Origin of the sequence: Thermus brevis (genome assembly GCF_026427635.1) — a bacterium.
GTDB lineage: Bacteria > Deinococcota > Deinococci > Deinococcales > Thermaceae > Thermus > Thermus antranikianii.
Genome location: NZ_CP102606.1, coordinates 141,541 through 154,480, shown reverse-complemented (window position 1 = coordinate 154,480; position 12,940 = coordinate 141,541). Strand labels below are relative to the sequence as shown.

14 protein-coding genes are annotated in these 12,940 nt (G+C 66.3%); 6 read left to right on the top strand and 8 right to left on the bottom strand.

The genetic code is table 11. The annotated features are described in order from the left end of the window. Positions 1-33 precede the first annotated feature (33 nt). The 5 genes from gmk to KQ693_RS00845 are packed head-to-tail and all read left to right on the top strand — an operon-like array spanning position 34 to position 3,272. Positions 34-696 carry a guanylate kinase gene (gene gmk, locus KQ693_RS00865; protein WP_267262394.1) on the top strand — a complete coding sequence of 221 codons (663 nt, stop codon included), beginning with the start codon at positions 34-36 and terminating at the stop codon, positions 694-696. After that, a complete protein-coding gene (gene rpoZ / locus KQ693_RS00860; RefSeq protein WP_015718059.1) occupies positions 677-976 on the top strand; it encodes a DNA-directed RNA polymerase subunit omega in 300 nt (99 codons plus the stop codon). The genes gmk and rpoZ overlap by 20 nt, the downstream gene beginning before the upstream one ends. Beyond that, a complete protein-coding gene (gene coaBC, locus KQ693_RS00855; RefSeq protein WP_267261636.1) occupies positions 977-2,167 on the top strand; it encodes a bifunctional phosphopantothenoylcysteine decarboxylase/phosphopantothenate--cysteine ligase CoaBC in 1,191 nt (396 codons plus the stop codon). Positions 2,168-2,177: 10 nt separating this feature from the next. Beyond that, positions 2,178-2,654: an arginine repressor gene (gene argR, locus KQ693_RS00850; RefSeq protein ID WP_015718057.1), complete on the top strand. Its 477-nt coding sequence runs from the start codon at positions 2,178-2,180 to the stop codon at positions 2,652-2,654. Between the two features lie 6 nt (positions 2,655-2,660). Beyond that, the gene (locus KQ693_RS00845) at positions 2,661-3,272 is read left to right on the top strand and encodes a MarC family protein (RefSeq protein ID WP_015718056.1); all 612 of its coding nucleotides are present in this window, start codon (positions 2,661-2,663) and stop codon (positions 3,270-3,272) included. Here KQ693_RS00845 and KQ693_RS00840 read toward each other — a convergent pair. From KQ693_RS00840 to glyA, 3 genes are read right to left on the bottom strand one after another with little or no spacing between them, the layout of a single operon-like run. Next, complete coding sequence (locus KQ693_RS00840; RefSeq protein ID WP_267261635.1) at positions 3,256-4,431, bottom strand: GGDEF domain-containing protein; 1,176 nt, start codon at positions 4,429-4,431, stop codon at positions 3,256-3,258. The two genes, KQ693_RS00845 and KQ693_RS00840, sit on opposite strands and share 17 nt — an antisense overlap. Then, complete coding sequence (recN, locus tag KQ693_RS00835; RefSeq protein WP_267261634.1) at positions 4,428-6,032, bottom strand: DNA repair protein RecN; 1,605 nt, start codon at positions 6,030-6,032, stop codon at positions 4,428-4,430. Before recN ends, KQ693_RS00840 begins: the two co-directional genes overlap by 4 nt. A gap of 22 nt (positions 6,033-6,054) precedes the next feature. Beyond that, positions 6,055-7,278 (bottom strand): serine hydroxymethyltransferase, encoded by a 1,224-nt coding sequence (gene glyA, locus KQ693_RS00830; RefSeq protein ID WP_219759680.1) that lies wholly within the window; start codon positions 7,276-7,278, stop codon positions 6,055-6,057. A 116-nt stretch (positions 7,279-7,394) separates the two neighbouring features. Between glyA and KQ693_RS00825 the strand changes: the two genes are divergently transcribed. Further along, positions 7,395-7,670, top strand: a complete 276-nt coding sequence (locus KQ693_RS00825; RefSeq protein WP_105318096.1) for a hypothetical protein — start codon at positions 7,395-7,397, stop codon at positions 7,668-7,670. A 41-nt stretch (positions 7,671-7,711) separates the two neighbouring features. Here KQ693_RS00825 and purF read toward each other — a convergent pair whose 3' ends face one another. From purF to purS, 5 genes are read right to left on the bottom strand one after another with little or no spacing between them, the layout of a single operon-like run. Continuing rightward, the gene (gene purF, locus KQ693_RS00820; RefSeq protein WP_267261633.1) at positions 7,712-9,103 is read right to left on the bottom strand and encodes an amidophosphoribosyltransferase; all 1,392 of its coding nucleotides are present in this window, start codon (positions 9,101-9,103) and stop codon (positions 7,712-7,714) included. Then, on the bottom strand, positions 9,090-11,294 hold the full coding sequence (purL, locus tag KQ693_RS00815) for a phosphoribosylformylglycinamidine synthase subunit PurL (protein ID WP_267261632.1): 2,205 nt from the start codon (positions 11,292-11,294) through the stop codon (positions 9,090-9,092). Before purL ends, purF begins: the two co-directional genes overlap by 14 nt. Then, positions 11,294-12,007 carry an HAD family hydrolase gene (locus KQ693_RS00810; protein ID WP_219759677.1) on the bottom strand — a complete coding sequence of 238 codons (714 nt, stop codon included), beginning with the start codon at positions 12,005-12,007 and terminating at the stop codon, positions 11,294-11,296. The genes purL and KQ693_RS00810 overlap by 1 nt, the downstream gene beginning before the upstream one ends. Next, complete coding sequence (gene purQ, locus KQ693_RS00805; protein WP_219759676.1) at positions 12,004-12,687, bottom strand: phosphoribosylformylglycinamidine synthase subunit PurQ; 684 nt, start codon at positions 12,685-12,687, stop codon at positions 12,004-12,006. The genes KQ693_RS00810 and purQ overlap by 4 nt, the downstream gene beginning before the upstream one ends. After that, a complete protein-coding gene (gene purS, locus KQ693_RS00800; protein WP_015718047.1) occupies positions 12,684-12,938 on the bottom strand; it encodes a phosphoribosylformylglycinamidine synthase subunit PurS in 255 nt (84 codons plus the stop codon). The genes purQ and purS overlap by 4 nt, the downstream gene beginning before the upstream one ends. Positions 12,939-12,940: the final 2 nt, after the last annotated feature.

Here is a 12,940-nt window from a genome sequence, read left to right as displayed (position 1 = left end):
AGGTGGCTTTGGTATCCTCCCGGGGTGAGGGGTATGGGGGGCCGCCTTTTCGTCATGACCGGGGCCAGCGGGGTGGGGAAGGGCACGGTGCGGGCCAAGGTGCTGGAGCGCACCCGCCTCTTCTACTCCATCTCCATGACCACCCGTCCCCCGCGTCCCGGAGAACGGGATGGGGTGGACTACTACTTTGTGGATAGGGCCACCTTCGAGGCCTTGCTGCGGGAGGGTGGGTTCTTGGAGCACGCCGAGTACGTGGGGCACCTGTACGGTACCCCCAAGGCTCCGGTGGAGCGGGCCTTGGCCCGGGGGGAGGATGTCCTCCTGGAGATCGAGGTCCAGGGAGCCCTGCAGGTGCGCAAGAAGGTACCGGAGGCGGTCCTCATCTTCCTCCTGCCCCCTTCCCTTTCCGAGCTGAAGCGGCGTTTGGTCTACCGGGGCAAGGACGCTCCGGAGAAGATCGAAAAGCGGCTGAAGCAGGCGGAGTGGGAGATACGAAACGCCCACCTCTTTGACTACGTGATCGTGAACGATGTGCTGGAGGAGGCGGTGGCCGACTTCCTGGCCATCCTTACCGCCGAGAGGCGGCGCACCCCCAGGATGGGCCCCGCCTTGGAGAGGGCCTTGAAGCGGGATAAGGACCTGGAAGCTGAGCTGGACGAGATTCTACGGAGGAGTTATGGCGGAACCCGGGATTGACAAGCTTTTTGGCATGGTGGATTCCAAGTACCGGCTCACCGTGGTGGTGGCCAAGCGGGCGGAGCAGCTTCTCCGCCACCGCTTTAAGAACACGGTTCTGGAGCCGGAGGAGAGGCCCAAGATGCGGACCCTCGAGGGGATCCTGGACGACCCCAACCCCGTCACCTGGGCCATGAAGGAGATGCTCACGGGAAGGCTGGTCTTCGGGGAGAACCTGGTGCCCGAGGACCGCCTGCAGAGGGAGATGGAGCGGCTTTACCCGGTGGAAGAGGAGGAGTAGGTGGCCCGGGTCCTGGTGGCGGTGACGGGGGGGGTGGCGGCCATCAAGGCCCCCCACCTCCTCCGTCTTCTCAGGGGCCAGGGCCACGAGGTACGGGTCCTGGCCACCCCCAGGGCCCTGGAGTTCATCACCCCCCTTTCCCTGGCGGTGGCCGCCGGGGGGGAGGTGGCCACGGAGGAGGCCTGGTTCAGGCCGGATGGCCGGGCCTTACATATAGAACTCGCCCGCTGGGCCGATGTGGTTTTGGTGTCTCCCGCCACCGCCGACGCCATGGCCAAGGCGGCCCTGGGCCTGGCCGACGACCTCCTTTCCGCCACGCTTCTCGCAGGGGCTAAGCGGGTGGCCTGGGCCCCGGCCATGAACGAGGCCATGTGGCTTTCCCCCAGGACCCAGGAGCATGCCCGGACCCTCGAGGACATGGGCCATGCCCTCTTCGGCCCCGCCCACGGACCCTTGGCGGCGGTGGGGGAGGGGGAGGGATGGGGACGGATGCTGGAGCCCGAGGAGCTTTTGGAGAGGCTTCAGGCCTTCCTCACGCCCAAGGACCTTAAGGGCCTTAAGCTTCTGGTGTCTGCCGGCCCCACCCGGGAGTACCTGGACCCGGTGCGCTACCTTTCCAACCCTTCCTCGGGCCGCATGGGCTACGCCGTGGCCGAGGCTGCCCGGGACCGGGGGGCGGAGGTGGTGCTGGTTTCCGGGCCCACGGCCCTGCCCGCCCCCTGGGGGGTGGAGGTGGTGCGGGTGGAAAGCGCCTTGGAGATGCGCGAGGCCATTCTGGGGCGCTATTCCTGGGCCCAGGCGGTGGTGATGGCGGCGGCGGTGGCCGACTACCGCCCGGCGGAGGTGAGCCGGGAGAAGGAGCCCAAGGTGGCGGCGGAGAAGGTTCTCCGCCTCCTTCCCAACCCCGACATCCTCAAGGAGCTGGGGGAGAACAAGGGACCGAGGGTCCTGGTGGGCTTCGCCATGGAGACCGGGGAGGGCCTGGCGCGGGCCAAGGAGAAGCTTCTCCGCAAGAACCTGGACCTCATCGTCCTCAACTGGGTGAACCGCGAGGGAGTGGGCTTCGGCAGCCTCGAGAACGAGGTGGTCCTCCTCCTCCGGGATGGCCGGGTGCTGGAACTCCCCCGCATGCCCAAGCGGCAGGTGGCCGACCGTATACTGGACTTGGTTAAAGAGTTCTGGAAGGGTTAGAGGGGTGTCTATGCGAAGCAAAGCGGAGCGGCACCGCGCCATTCAGGAGATCGTGAGCCGGGAGGAGATCGGCACGCAGAAGGAGCTGGTGGAGCGCCTGAGGCAGCTGGGGTTTGAGGTGACCCAGGCCACGGTGAGCCGGGACATCGCCGAGCTGAGGCTGGCCCGGGTTTCCCTGGGCAAGGGGCGGCACAAGTACGCCCTGCCCTCCATGGAGCTTCCCGAGGACGTTTACGAGGAACTGAAGCGGCAGTTTGGCCTCTTCGTCAAGGACGTGGACCGGGGGGGGAATATCCTGGTGGTGAAGACGGCGGAGGGCCACGCCTCCGGCATCGCCCTTTTGATGGACCGCCTCAAGCGGGACGAGATCGTGGGCACCCTGGCGGGGGAGGATACCATCCTGGTGGTGGCCCGGACCGAGGAAGGGGCGAGGGCCCTGGAGGAGGAGTTCGGGGAACTCCTGGTGGCGGGGAAGATGCGCCTTTAGGCCTTCGTGCTGGAGCTTTTCCTCAAATCCTTCCTCACCCTCTTCGTGGTCATGGACCCGGTGGGGCTGGTGCCGGTCTTTCTGGCCCTGGCCGGGGACCGTCCTCAAAGGAAACAGGCCCAGATCGCCAGGAAGGCGGTGCTGGTGGCGGGGGGGCTTTTGGTCTCCTTTTTTTTCTTCGGGCGGGGGCTTTTGGGCTACCTGGGGATTAGCCTCGAGGCCCTGCGCATCGCCGGGGGCATCCTCCTCTTCCGCATCGCCACCGAGATGGTCTTCGCCCACCACGAGCGGGAAACGGAGGAGGAAAAGGATGAGGCCCGCCTCCGGGCGGATATCTCCGTCTTTCCCCTGGCCATTCCCTTGATCGCCGGCCCCGGGGCCTTGGCCAGCGTCCTTATCCTGGCCGCAGAGGCCCGGAAGGAACCCCTGGGCTTTGTGGTGGTCCTTTTCACGGTCTTTTTGGTCCTGGCCCTGGCCTATGTGTTCCTCCGGCTTGCGGCCCAGGTGCGCCGGGCCCTGGGGCGCACGGGGGTGAACGTGGTCACCCGGGTCTTGGGGATCCTCCTGGCGGCTTTGGCGGTGCAGTACGTGGCGGATGGGGTTAAAGCCCTTTTCTAGCCCTCTTGGCCCGGTACATGCGTTTGTCGGCCTCCTTGAGGAGGGCCTCCAGGTCCTCCCCCTCCACCAGAAGCCCTCCTGCGGCCACCTGGTAGGGCAGGTTCTCCTGAAGCCGGGCGATGAGGGCGGGGATCTCCACCGCCTTCAGGCCCAGGTGGAGGCTTACGAACTCATCCCCGCCGATGCGGAAGGCCACGTCGCGGCGGCGGGAGAGGTTTCTTAGGGCCTGGGCCAGGCTCTTCAGGGCCTGGTCGCCCACCGCATGGCCCTCCCGGTCGTTCAAGGCCTTAAGGCCGTTGAGGTCCCAGTAGATCAGGGACAAAGGCTCCCCCAGGGTCCGGGCTTCCTGCAGGAGCAGGGGAAAGGCCTCCTCCAGGGCCCGGCGGTTGCCAAGACCGGTGAGGGGGTCGGTGCGGGCGGCCTCCTGCAGGGCCTGGCGCTCCTTAAGGGCCTTGAGGAGGAGGGCGGCTTCCAAGGCGAAGGCCTGGGCCAGCTCCAGGGAAAGGGGGCCGAAGGCCTCGGGGTCCGAGAAGCTATCCAGGTTCATGGTGGCCAGCACCTCCCCCTCCAGGACGATGGGCAGGCCCAAGGTGGCCTGGATTTCCAGAAGGCGGCCGTGCTCGAAGAAGAGGGGCCTGGCCTCCACGGTGCTCAGGCTGGAAAGGTGCCGCACCTCCTCCCCTTTGAGGACCCGGGGCCGGCCCTTTTGCCAGTTGTCCACTCCTAGGCCGTACCAGAAGATCTCCTCCTCCAAGGAGGTGCGGGCCATGAGCAGGCGATCGCTGAAGCCTTCCTGGGCCACCAGGTAAAAGAACCCCCCTTCCCTTAGGAGAATGCTGCCTGCTTCAGCTCCTGGTACCACCGCCACGGCTTCGCGGATCAAGTCCTTGAGAAGGCCCTCCGGCTCCTCGTGTTGCACGAGCCCCTTCAGCACCCGAAGGAGGCTTTGGTAGGCCTTGGCCCGCACGGCGAGATGGCTGACCTCGAAGAGAAGCAGGTAGGTACCCTCCGGGGCGGGCAGGCGCACTACATGGTAGGTCTTCGTTCCCACCTCCAGGGTGTCCCCTTGGGGGAGGGGGAGGCCTTCGGCTGGGGAGTTGCGCACCACCTCTCTTTCCCGGACAAGATAGACGGGGTAGGGAGCCTCGAGGGGATTCATTCCTGGGCCTCCACCCAATCCTGCGCAAGGTGGCCGTTTCCTTCCAGAAGGAGGCGGGCGTGAGCCAAGGCGGCCTCGGTGTACTGGCCGGAGAGGAGGCGGGCAAGCTCCCGTATGCGCTTCTCCCCTTCCAGCACCTCGATGCGCACCTCCTCCCCTTCCTTCACCACCCTGAGGTGCCTCTTCGCGCGGGCGGCAATCTGGGGCAGGTGGGTGACCACCAGGACCTGCCGGGCCTGGCCCAGCTGGGCGAGCCTTTCCGCCACCTTCCAGGCGGTTTCCCCGCCCACCCCGGTGTCCACCTCATCGAAGACCACGGTGGGGGCCTCGGCCCCGGTGAGGAGGGCTAAAGCCAGGGCGATGCGGGAGAGCTCCCCGCCGCTGGCTGCGGAAAGGGAAGCAGGGGGAAGGTGGGGGTTGGCGGAGAAGCGGAAGAGGACCTCCTCCAGGCCCTGGGGTCCGGGTTCGGGAAGGGGCTTGAGCTCCACCTGGAAGCGGGCTTTGGGGAAGCCCAGAGCGGAAAGCTCCGCCTCCATTTCCTTTTCCAGCTTCCGTGCCGCCTCGAGGCGGGCTTCGGAAAGGCGCTCCCCCGCCTTATAGAGGGCCTCCGAGGCCACCCTTAAAGCTCTTTCCAGCTCCAAGAGCCGTTCTTCCCCTCCCTCCAGGGCCTTCAGCTCCTCCTCTGCCCTTTCCCGGTAGCGCAGGACCTCCTCCAGGGTGGGGCCGTACTTGCGCTTAAGCCTTTCCAGAAGGGAAAGGCGCTCCTCCAGCTGGGCCAGGCGGCTGGGATCTCCTTCCAGGCTTTCCAGGTAGTCCTCCAGCTCCCGGGCCACGGCCCGGCCACCTTCCAAAGCCGCCTCCAGGTCCCTGGCCAGGGCCTCGAGGGCCGGGTCAAAGCGGCTTCCCGCCCTTAGCTCCCGCAGGGCTGCCTGAAGAAGATCCAGGGCACCTCCTTCCGCCAAGAGGGCGTAGGCCTTTCCCGAGCGCTCCCTCAGGGCTTCCAGATGGCGAAGCCTTTGCGCCTCGGTCTCCAGCTCCTGATCCTCGCCAGGCCTGGGGCTTGCTTCCTGGATCTCCTTGAGCTGGAAGCGCAAGAGGTCCTCCCGCTCGGTCTTGGCCCTCAGAGCTTCCTCCAGGGTGCGCTTTTCCGCAAGGAGAGCCTGATGCCTCCTGTAGGCCTCCCCGTACTCCTGGAGGAGGCCCGGGGGCAGCAGGGCATCCAGAAGCTCCCGCTGCCTTTTGGGGGAGAGAAGGGCGATGGCCGTGTGCTGGGCGTGGAGGGAAAGCCACCTTTCCGCCTCCTCTTGGAGTTCTTTTAGGCTCACCACCTCCCCATCGATCCGGGGGGTAGAGCGGCCCCCAACGCGGCGGGAGAGGATGTGCTCCTCGCCCTCACCTTGGAAGAAGGCGGTCACCAGGAGGCTATCGCCAAAAGGACCCAAAAGCCCCTCGGACCTGGCCCCCAGGAGGAGGGCTAAAGCGTCCACCAGGAGGCTTTTCCCCGCCCCGGTTTCCCCGGTGAGGACGTTGAGCCCAGGCCCGAGCTCCAGGGTAGCCTCGCGGATTACGGCGAGGTTACGCACCTCGAGGCGCTTGAGCATCCTCTTCCATTCTAAGGCTTCCCTAGGGCATGGGGTGGGCGAGGGCGAGCCGCCTAACCTCCTCCCGCAGGGCCTCCGAGGGCCCCTCCATGAGGGCCCGGTCGATGAGCTCCGCCACCAGGGGCATCTCCTCCGGGGTGAAGCCCCGGGTGGTGATGGCCGGGGTGCCGATGCGGATCCCAGAGGTGACCCTGGGGGGCTTGGGGTCAAAGGGGATGGCGTTCTTGTTCACGGTGATGCCCACGGCATCCAGCTTCTCCTCCGCCTCCTTGCCGGTCAGGCCCTTGGGGCGGAGGTCCAGGAGGAAGAGGTGGTTGTCGGTTCCCCCCGTGACCAGGCGGTAGCCCCTTTTGGCCAGCTCCTCGCCAAGGCGCTTGGCGTTTTCCACCACCAGCCGGCTATACTCCTTGAACTCGGGCTGCAGGGCCTCAAAGAAGGCCACCGCCTTGCCGGCGATCACGTGCTCCAGGGGGCCGCCCTGGATGCCGGGGAAGATGAGCTTGTCTATCTTCTTGCCCAGCTCGAGGTCGTTGGAGAGAATTAGCCCGCCCCTCGGGCCCCTTAGGGTCTTGTGGGTGGTGCTGGTGACCACGTGGGCGTAGGGGAGGGGGTTGGGGTGGAGCCCCGCCGCCACCAGGCCGGCGAAGTGGGCCATGTCCACCACCAGGTAGGCCCCCACCTCCTCGGCGATCTCCCGGAAGGCCTTGAAGTCCCAGAAGCGGGGGTAGGCGCTGGCTCCCGCCATGATCACCTTGGGCCGGTGCTCGAGGGCCAGGCGGCGCACCTCCTCCAGATCGATGAGCTCGGTGTCGGGCCGGACCCCGTAGGAGACCACCTTGTAGAGCTTTCCGGAGAAGTTCACCTTGGAGCCGTGGGTGAGGTGGCCTCCCGCGGCGAGGTCCATCCCCATGAGGGTCTCCCCCGGCTCCATGAGGGCCATGTACACCGCCATGTTGGCCTGGGAGCCAGAGTGGGGCTGGACGTTGGCCCAGGCGGCCCCAAAGAGCTCCTTGGCCCGCTCGATGGCCAGGCTTTCCACCTGGTCGATGATCTCGCATCCCCCGTAGTAGCGGGCACCCGGGTAGCCCTCCGCGTACTTGTTGGTGAGGACGCTTCCCACAGCCTCCCGCACCTGGGCGGAGACAAAGTTCTCGCTGGCGATGAGCTCCAGGCCTTCCCGCTGGCGCTTTTCCTCCAAGGCGATGAGCTGAAAAAGGGCCTCGTCCCGTAAGCTGGTCCTGACCATAGGCCGATTATAGGCCCTGCACCGGGGCGCTACCAGGTTACCTTTACCGGGAACCGGGGCCTTAGGAGGAGGCGGAAGGACCCCGGAAAGGGCCTTTCCTTTGCTAAGCTTGGGACATGAAAGGAAGTGTTTTCCCGATTTTGAAGTGGGGGCTTGCCCTGACCCTGGCTATCCTGCTTGTGGCCATTATTCTCATCAACTTTACCTCCAGCCGCGACCTGCCGGAGCTGGTCCGGGTGCAGGTGGAGCGGTATGCGGTGTGTAGCTACTGGTTCTTCGGCTGGCACCTGGCTTCCACCGGGGCTTTCGCCTTTATCTTCCTGCTGGTGGGGTTTCTTCTGGGCCTTGGGACGGGGTTTTTCCTAAGGCGGGGGGTGGCCTCGAGGGGCTAGCGCCCCCCTGGCTTGGCTAGGGTGGGGACTAGGGATAGGGCCTAGAGGATTTCCAAGGCCAGTTTTTCCCCTTCCACGGGCACCCCGGCCGGGTAGCGCCCGTTGAAGCAGGCCAGGCACACGGGCCCTCCAATGGCCCGTTTCACCCCTTCCTCCGAGAGGAAGGCCAAGGTATCCGCCCCGATGAAGGCCCGGATCTCCTCCACGCTCTTCTCGGCGGCGATGAGCTCCTTACGGGCGGCGGTGTCGATGCCGTAGTAGCAGGGGAAGCGGATGGGGGGGCTGGAAACCCGGAAGTGGACTTCCCGGGCCCCTGCTTCCTTCAGCATGGCCACGATGTGGCGGCTGGTGGTGCCCCGCACGATGGAGTCGTCGATGAGCACCACCCGCTTGCCCTGCACCGCCGAGGTGGGGGAGAGCTTCAAGCGGGTCTTCAGGTCCCTTAGCGCCTGGGTGGGCTGGATGAAGGTGCGGCCCGCATAGGGGTTCTTGTAAAGGCCGTACTCCAGAGGAAGGCCGCTAGCCTTGGCGTAGCCCACCGCCGCCCCGATGCCGGAGTCGGGCACCGGCACCACCATGTCCGCTTCGGCCGGGGCTTCCCGGAAGAGCTCCATGCCCATGCGCACCCGGGCCTCGTAGGCCTCCACCCCGTCCAGGAGGCTATCGGGCCTGGCGAAGTAGATCCACTCAAAGGCGCAGGGGGCGGGGTTTGGGGAAAGGGCCTGGAGGCTTTTAAGCTCGCCTTCCTCCACCCAGACCACCTCTCCCGGGCGCACATCCCGGAGGTACCGGGCCCCCATGAGCTCGAGGGCCGGGGGCTCGGAGGCAAAGGCGTAGCCTTTAGGAAGCCTGCCGATGGCCAGGGGCCGCACCCCGTGGGGATCCCGGAGGGCCACCACGGTCCTGCGGTCCATGAGGAGGATGGAATACCCTCCCTCCAGGGCCTTCATGGCCTCGGCGGCCGCCTCAGGGAGGGAGAGGTGGCCCAAGCGGGCGAGGAGGAGGAGCATCACCTCGGTGTCCGAGGTGCTCTGGAAGGTGGCCCCTTCCTTTAGAAGCCGGTCGCGAAGGGGTTTGGCGTTGGTGAAGTTGCCGTTATGGGCGATGGCCAGAACCCCGTGGGCGGTGCGGGCGGTGAGGGGCTGGGCGTTGAAGCGCAGGTTGGAGCCCGTGGTGGAGTAGCGGGTGTGGGCCAGGCCCAGCCGGGCTTCCCCCAGGCGCAGGCGGGCCAGGCGCTCCTCCGTAAAAACCTGGTTCACCAGGCCGAGATCCTTCTCCACCAAAAACTCCTTCCCGTCCGATACGGCAATCCCCGCCGCCTCCTGCCCCCGGTGCTGGAGGGCGAGAAGGCCCAGATGGAGTAGCCCCGCCGCGTCCAGGGGTTCTTCGCTCCAAAGCCCCAAGACCCCGCACTCTTCCCTAGGCTTGTCCATCCAGCACCTCCCTCAGGGGCCGCTTCCAGGCGGCGAGGAGCTCCTGTACCTCCCACTCTAGCACCCCATCCGGGGTGAGGACCGTGAGGGTATTCCCCCCGGTTTCGCCCAGGACGCGGTAGGGAAGGCCCCTTTCCTCCAGGCGGAAGGTGACCTCCTTGAGGTCCTCCTTGGCCACGGTGAAGAGGATCCGGCTCGGTGCCTCGCCGAAGAGGGTGGCAAGCTGGCCTGGCGGCTGGTCGAGGCCCCGGGTGCGCACCTCCACCGTGGCTCCTAGGCCATAGGGGAAGGTCATCTCCGCCAGGGCCACCAAAAGCCCTCCTTCCGCCAGGTCGTGGGCGGTGCGGGTGAGGCCCAAGCCGATGAGCTCCCGGATGGCCTCCTGTACCCGCTTCTCCCGCTCCAGATCCAGCTTGGGTGGATGGCCCGTCTCGAGGCCCGTAAGGAGGTGGAGGACCTCGCTTCCCCCAAGCTCCCCTTTCTCCTCTCCCAAAAGGAGGATCACCTCTCCCGGGCGGCGGAAGCCCATCTCCGCCCGTCTCCTGATGTCCAAGACCCCCACCACCCCCACCATGGCCGTGGGGGGGATGCGCCGGCCCCCGCTTTCGTTGTAGAGGGATACATTTCCGGAGACTACCGGCACCCCCAGGGCCTCGCTGGCCTCCCTGAGGCCGGCGATGGTTTCCTGGAGCTCAAAGTAGCCTTCCGGGGTTTCCGGGCTTCCCAGGTTGAGGCCGTCGGTGTAGGCCAAAGGCCTTGCCCCCACCACGCTCACGTTGCGGCAGGCCTCGGCTAGGGCGTGCATGGCTCCAAGCCGGGGATGGAGGCGGCTATACCTGGGGTTCTGGTCCACCTTGGTGGCAATGCCCAGGTGGGTTCCCTTCACCCAGAGCACCGCCGCATCCCCCTTGCCCGGCACCAGGGTGGTCCGGGTTCCCACCTGGTGGTCGTAGCGTTCGTAGACGGGTTCCCGGCTTGCCAGGTTGGGGGAGGCGAGGAGCTGGAGAAGAACCTCCTGGGGGTTGGCGGCAAGCGGGGGAAGGGGCATCTCCCGGAGCCTTCGGATCTCGGGGTCCTCCCTTCCGATGCGCACATAGGTGGGGGCTTCCGCCAGGGCCTCCGTGGGGACCTCGGCCACCACCTCGCCCCGGAAGAGGACGCGGAAGACCCGTTCGGGGATGGTTCTGGCCACGGGCACGCAGTCCAGGCTCCACCGCTGGAAGACCTCTTCCAGCTCCTTCTCCTTGCCCTCCTTGGGCACCAGGACCATGCGCTCCTGGCTTTCGGAGAGGAGAAGCTCTATGGGCCCCATGTCCCTTTCCCGGGTGGGGACGCGGTCTAGGTCCAGCTCCACCCCGAGGCCCGACTTGAAGGCCAGCTCCGAGAGGCTACTGGTGAGCCCTGCCGCCCCCATGTCCTGGACACCTTCCACCAGGTCCTTTTCGATGGCCTCGAGGGTAGCCTCCATAAGGAGCTTCCCCAAAAAGGGGTCCCCCACCTGGACTGCCGGCCGGTCCTCCTCCTTGTCCTCGGAAAGCTCCCGGCTGGCGAAGGCGGCACCCCCAATCCCATCCCTTCCCGTCTTGGCCCCGGCATAGTAGATGGGCCGGCCTAAGGAGGCCTGGCTTCGCCTTAAGTGCTCCTCCCTAAGAAGCCCCAGGCACATGGCGTTCACCAGGGGGTTTTCCCGGTAGCCCTCGTGGAAGTAGAGGTCCCCGCCCACCGTGGGGACCCCGATGGCGTTGCCGTAGTGGGCGATGCCGGAGACCACCCCCTTGAGGAGGTAGCGGCTTCGAGCGTCCCCCAGGGGGCCAAAGCGCAAGGAATCCAGCAGGGCGATGGGCCGGGCCCCCATGCTCATGATGTCCCGGATGATCCCCCCCACCCCGGTGGCGGCACCCTGGAAGGGCTCCACCGCCGAGGGGTGGTTGTGGCTTTCGATCTTAAAGGCTACCGCCCAGCCCTCGCCGATGCGCACCACGCCGGCGTTCTCCCCCGGGCCCTGCAGGACGGCCTCCCCTTCCTTGGGAAGTTGCTTCAGGAGGGGCCGGGAATTCTTGTAGGCGCAGTGCTCGCTCCACATCACCTTGAAGAGGAAAAGCTCCACCCGGTTGGGCTCTCGGCCAAGCCTCTTGGTGATCTCCCGATACTCCTCTTCCGGGATGCCGATTTCTTGGGCTAGGGTTTCCATCACTGGAGAAGGGGAAGAAGCTCCCGGTGGTCCTTGATCTTGGCCGTGGGCTTGATCTCCCCGTTCACCTCCCTCAGGCCCACGTACTGCACCGCCCAGGGGTAGCCGGTGGCGAAGGCTCCCTTGATGTCCGTCTGGGGCAGGTCGCCCACGTGCAGGGCTTCCTCCGGGGCCACGCCCAGGGCCTCGAGGGCCACCCGGAAGGCCTCGGGCTTGGGCTTCACGTAGCCGGTTTCGTCGGAGAAGCTGTAGGCCTGGAAGACATCCAGCCCCTGCCGCTTCAGGTGTTCCCGGATGAGACGGCCCGGGGTGAGGCCGGTGTCGGAAACCAGGGCCAGGGGGTATTTCTTGGCCAGCTCCTTCAACGCCCCCACTCCAGGGAGGGCCTCGAGGTCCACCAGAAGGGAGCTTTCCTCCAGCTTCCTGGCGGTGAGGGCGATAAGCCCGGGGTCATGGGGAGCCCCAAGAAGGGCGAAGATGCGGGACACCCGGTCGTATACGGACATATGTTCCCCGGCCTTCCAGGCCTCCTCAAAGGCGATGGCCGCCTGGCGGTAGGCTTCCCGCACCTCGTGCTCCTCCGCCGGGTGCCCGGCCTCAGATAGGGCATCCAGGAGGATCTCGTACCGGGCGGGCATGACCTTTTCCAAAAACGCCTTTCCCTCCGTGAAGAGGGTGCCCCAGAAGTCAAAGGTGATGGCCTTGGGTTTCATCCCGTTACCTCCTCTAAGAACCCCAGGAACAAGGGGAGCCCATCCGTGCCGCCCAAAACCTCATCCACCGCCCGCTCGGGGTGGGGCATCATGCCGAGGACATTGCCCTTCTCGTTGGTGATGCCGGCGATGTCGTGGAGGCTCCCGTTGGGGTTGTAGTCCGTTTCCCCCTTTAAGGGGGCGTAGCGGAAGACCACCAGGCCTTCTCCCTCCAGCCGGGCCAGGGTCTCGGCGTCCGCATAGTAGCGGCCCTCAGCGTGGGCGATGGGCAGGCGGAGGACCTGCCCCTTCTGGTAGAGGCGGGTGAAGGGGAGGTCGTTGCGCTCCACCCTTACCCCCACTTCCTTGCAGGTGAAGTGCAGGTTCAGGTTGGCGAGGAGGGCCCCGGGAAGGATCCCGGCCTCGGTGAGCACCTGGAAGCCGTTGCACACCCCGATCACGGGCCGCCCTTCATGGGCGAAGCGCCTTACCTCCTCCATCACCGGGCTTTTGGCCGCCAGGGCCCCGGCCCTCAGGTAATCTCCATAGCTGAAGCCTCCTGGCAAGAAGGCCCCGTCAAAGCCCTTCAGGCTTGTTTCCGTATGCCAGACGTACTCCGCCTTTAAGCCCGCCTTCTCCAAGGCGAAGCGGGCGTCCTCGTCGCAGTTGGAGCCAGGGAAGCGGATGATGGCCCACTTCATGGAAGTTCCTTTAAGGCCTCCAGGGTAAAGACCTCCATCACCGGGTTGGCCAAAAGCTTCCCCATGGCCCTGGCTTTCTCCTCCGCCTCCAGGAGGGTTTCCGCGGGGAAGACGACCTCGAGGACCTTCCCCACCCGCACCGAATCCACGGGGTGGCCCAGATCCTTCAAAACCCCTTCCACCGCCCGGCCCTGGGGGTCCAGGATGCCCTCTTTAAGCTCAATGAGCAGGGTGGCCTGGTACTTGGGCATGG

Excerpts from the sequence above, each read along its gene's own strand:
- KQ693_RS00825 (WP_105318096.1), top strand. The coding sequence starts at position 7,395 with ATGAAAGGAAGTGTTTTCCCGATTTTGAAGTGGGGGCTTGCCCTGACC.
- purS (WP_015718047.1), bottom strand. The coding sequence starts at position 12,938 with ATGCCCAAGTACCAGGCCACCCTGCTCATTGAGCTTAAAGAGGGCATC.
- KQ693_RS00840 (WP_267261635.1), bottom strand. The coding sequence starts at position 4,431 with ATGAATCCCCTCGAGGCTCCCTACCCCGTCTATCTTGTCCGGGAAAGA.
- gmk (WP_267262394.1), top strand. The coding sequence starts at position 34 with ATGGGGGGCCGCCTTTTCGTCATGACCGGGGCCAGCGGGGTGGGGAAG.
- rpoZ (WP_015718059.1), top strand. The coding sequence starts at position 677 with ATGGCGGAACCCGGGATTGACAAGCTTTTTGGCATGGTGGATTCCAAG.
- purF (WP_267261633.1), bottom strand. The coding sequence starts at position 9,103 with ATGGACAAGCCTAGGGAAGAGTGCGGGGTCTTGGGGCTTTGGAGCGAA.
- glyA (WP_219759680.1), bottom strand. The coding sequence starts at position 7,278 with ATGGTCAGGACCAGCTTACGGGACGAGGCCCTTTTTCAGCTCATCGCC.
- argR (WP_015718057.1), top strand. The coding sequence starts at position 2,178 with ATGCGAAGCAAAGCGGAGCGGCACCGCGCCATTCAGGAGATCGTGAGC.
- purQ (WP_219759676.1), bottom strand. The coding sequence starts at position 12,687 with ATGAAGTGGGCCATCATCCGCTTCCCTGGCTCCAACTGCGACGAGGAC.
- KQ693_RS00810 (WP_219759677.1), bottom strand. The coding sequence starts at position 12,007 with ATGAAACCCAAGGCCATCACCTTTGACTTCTGGGGCACCCTCTTCACG.
- purL (WP_267261632.1), bottom strand. The coding sequence starts at position 11,294 with ATGGAAACCCTAGCCCAAGAAATCGGCATCCCGGAAGAGGAGTATCGG.
- recN (WP_267261634.1), bottom strand. The coding sequence starts at position 6,032 with ATGCTCAAGCGCCTCGAGGTGCGTAACCTCGCCGTAATCCGCGAGGCT.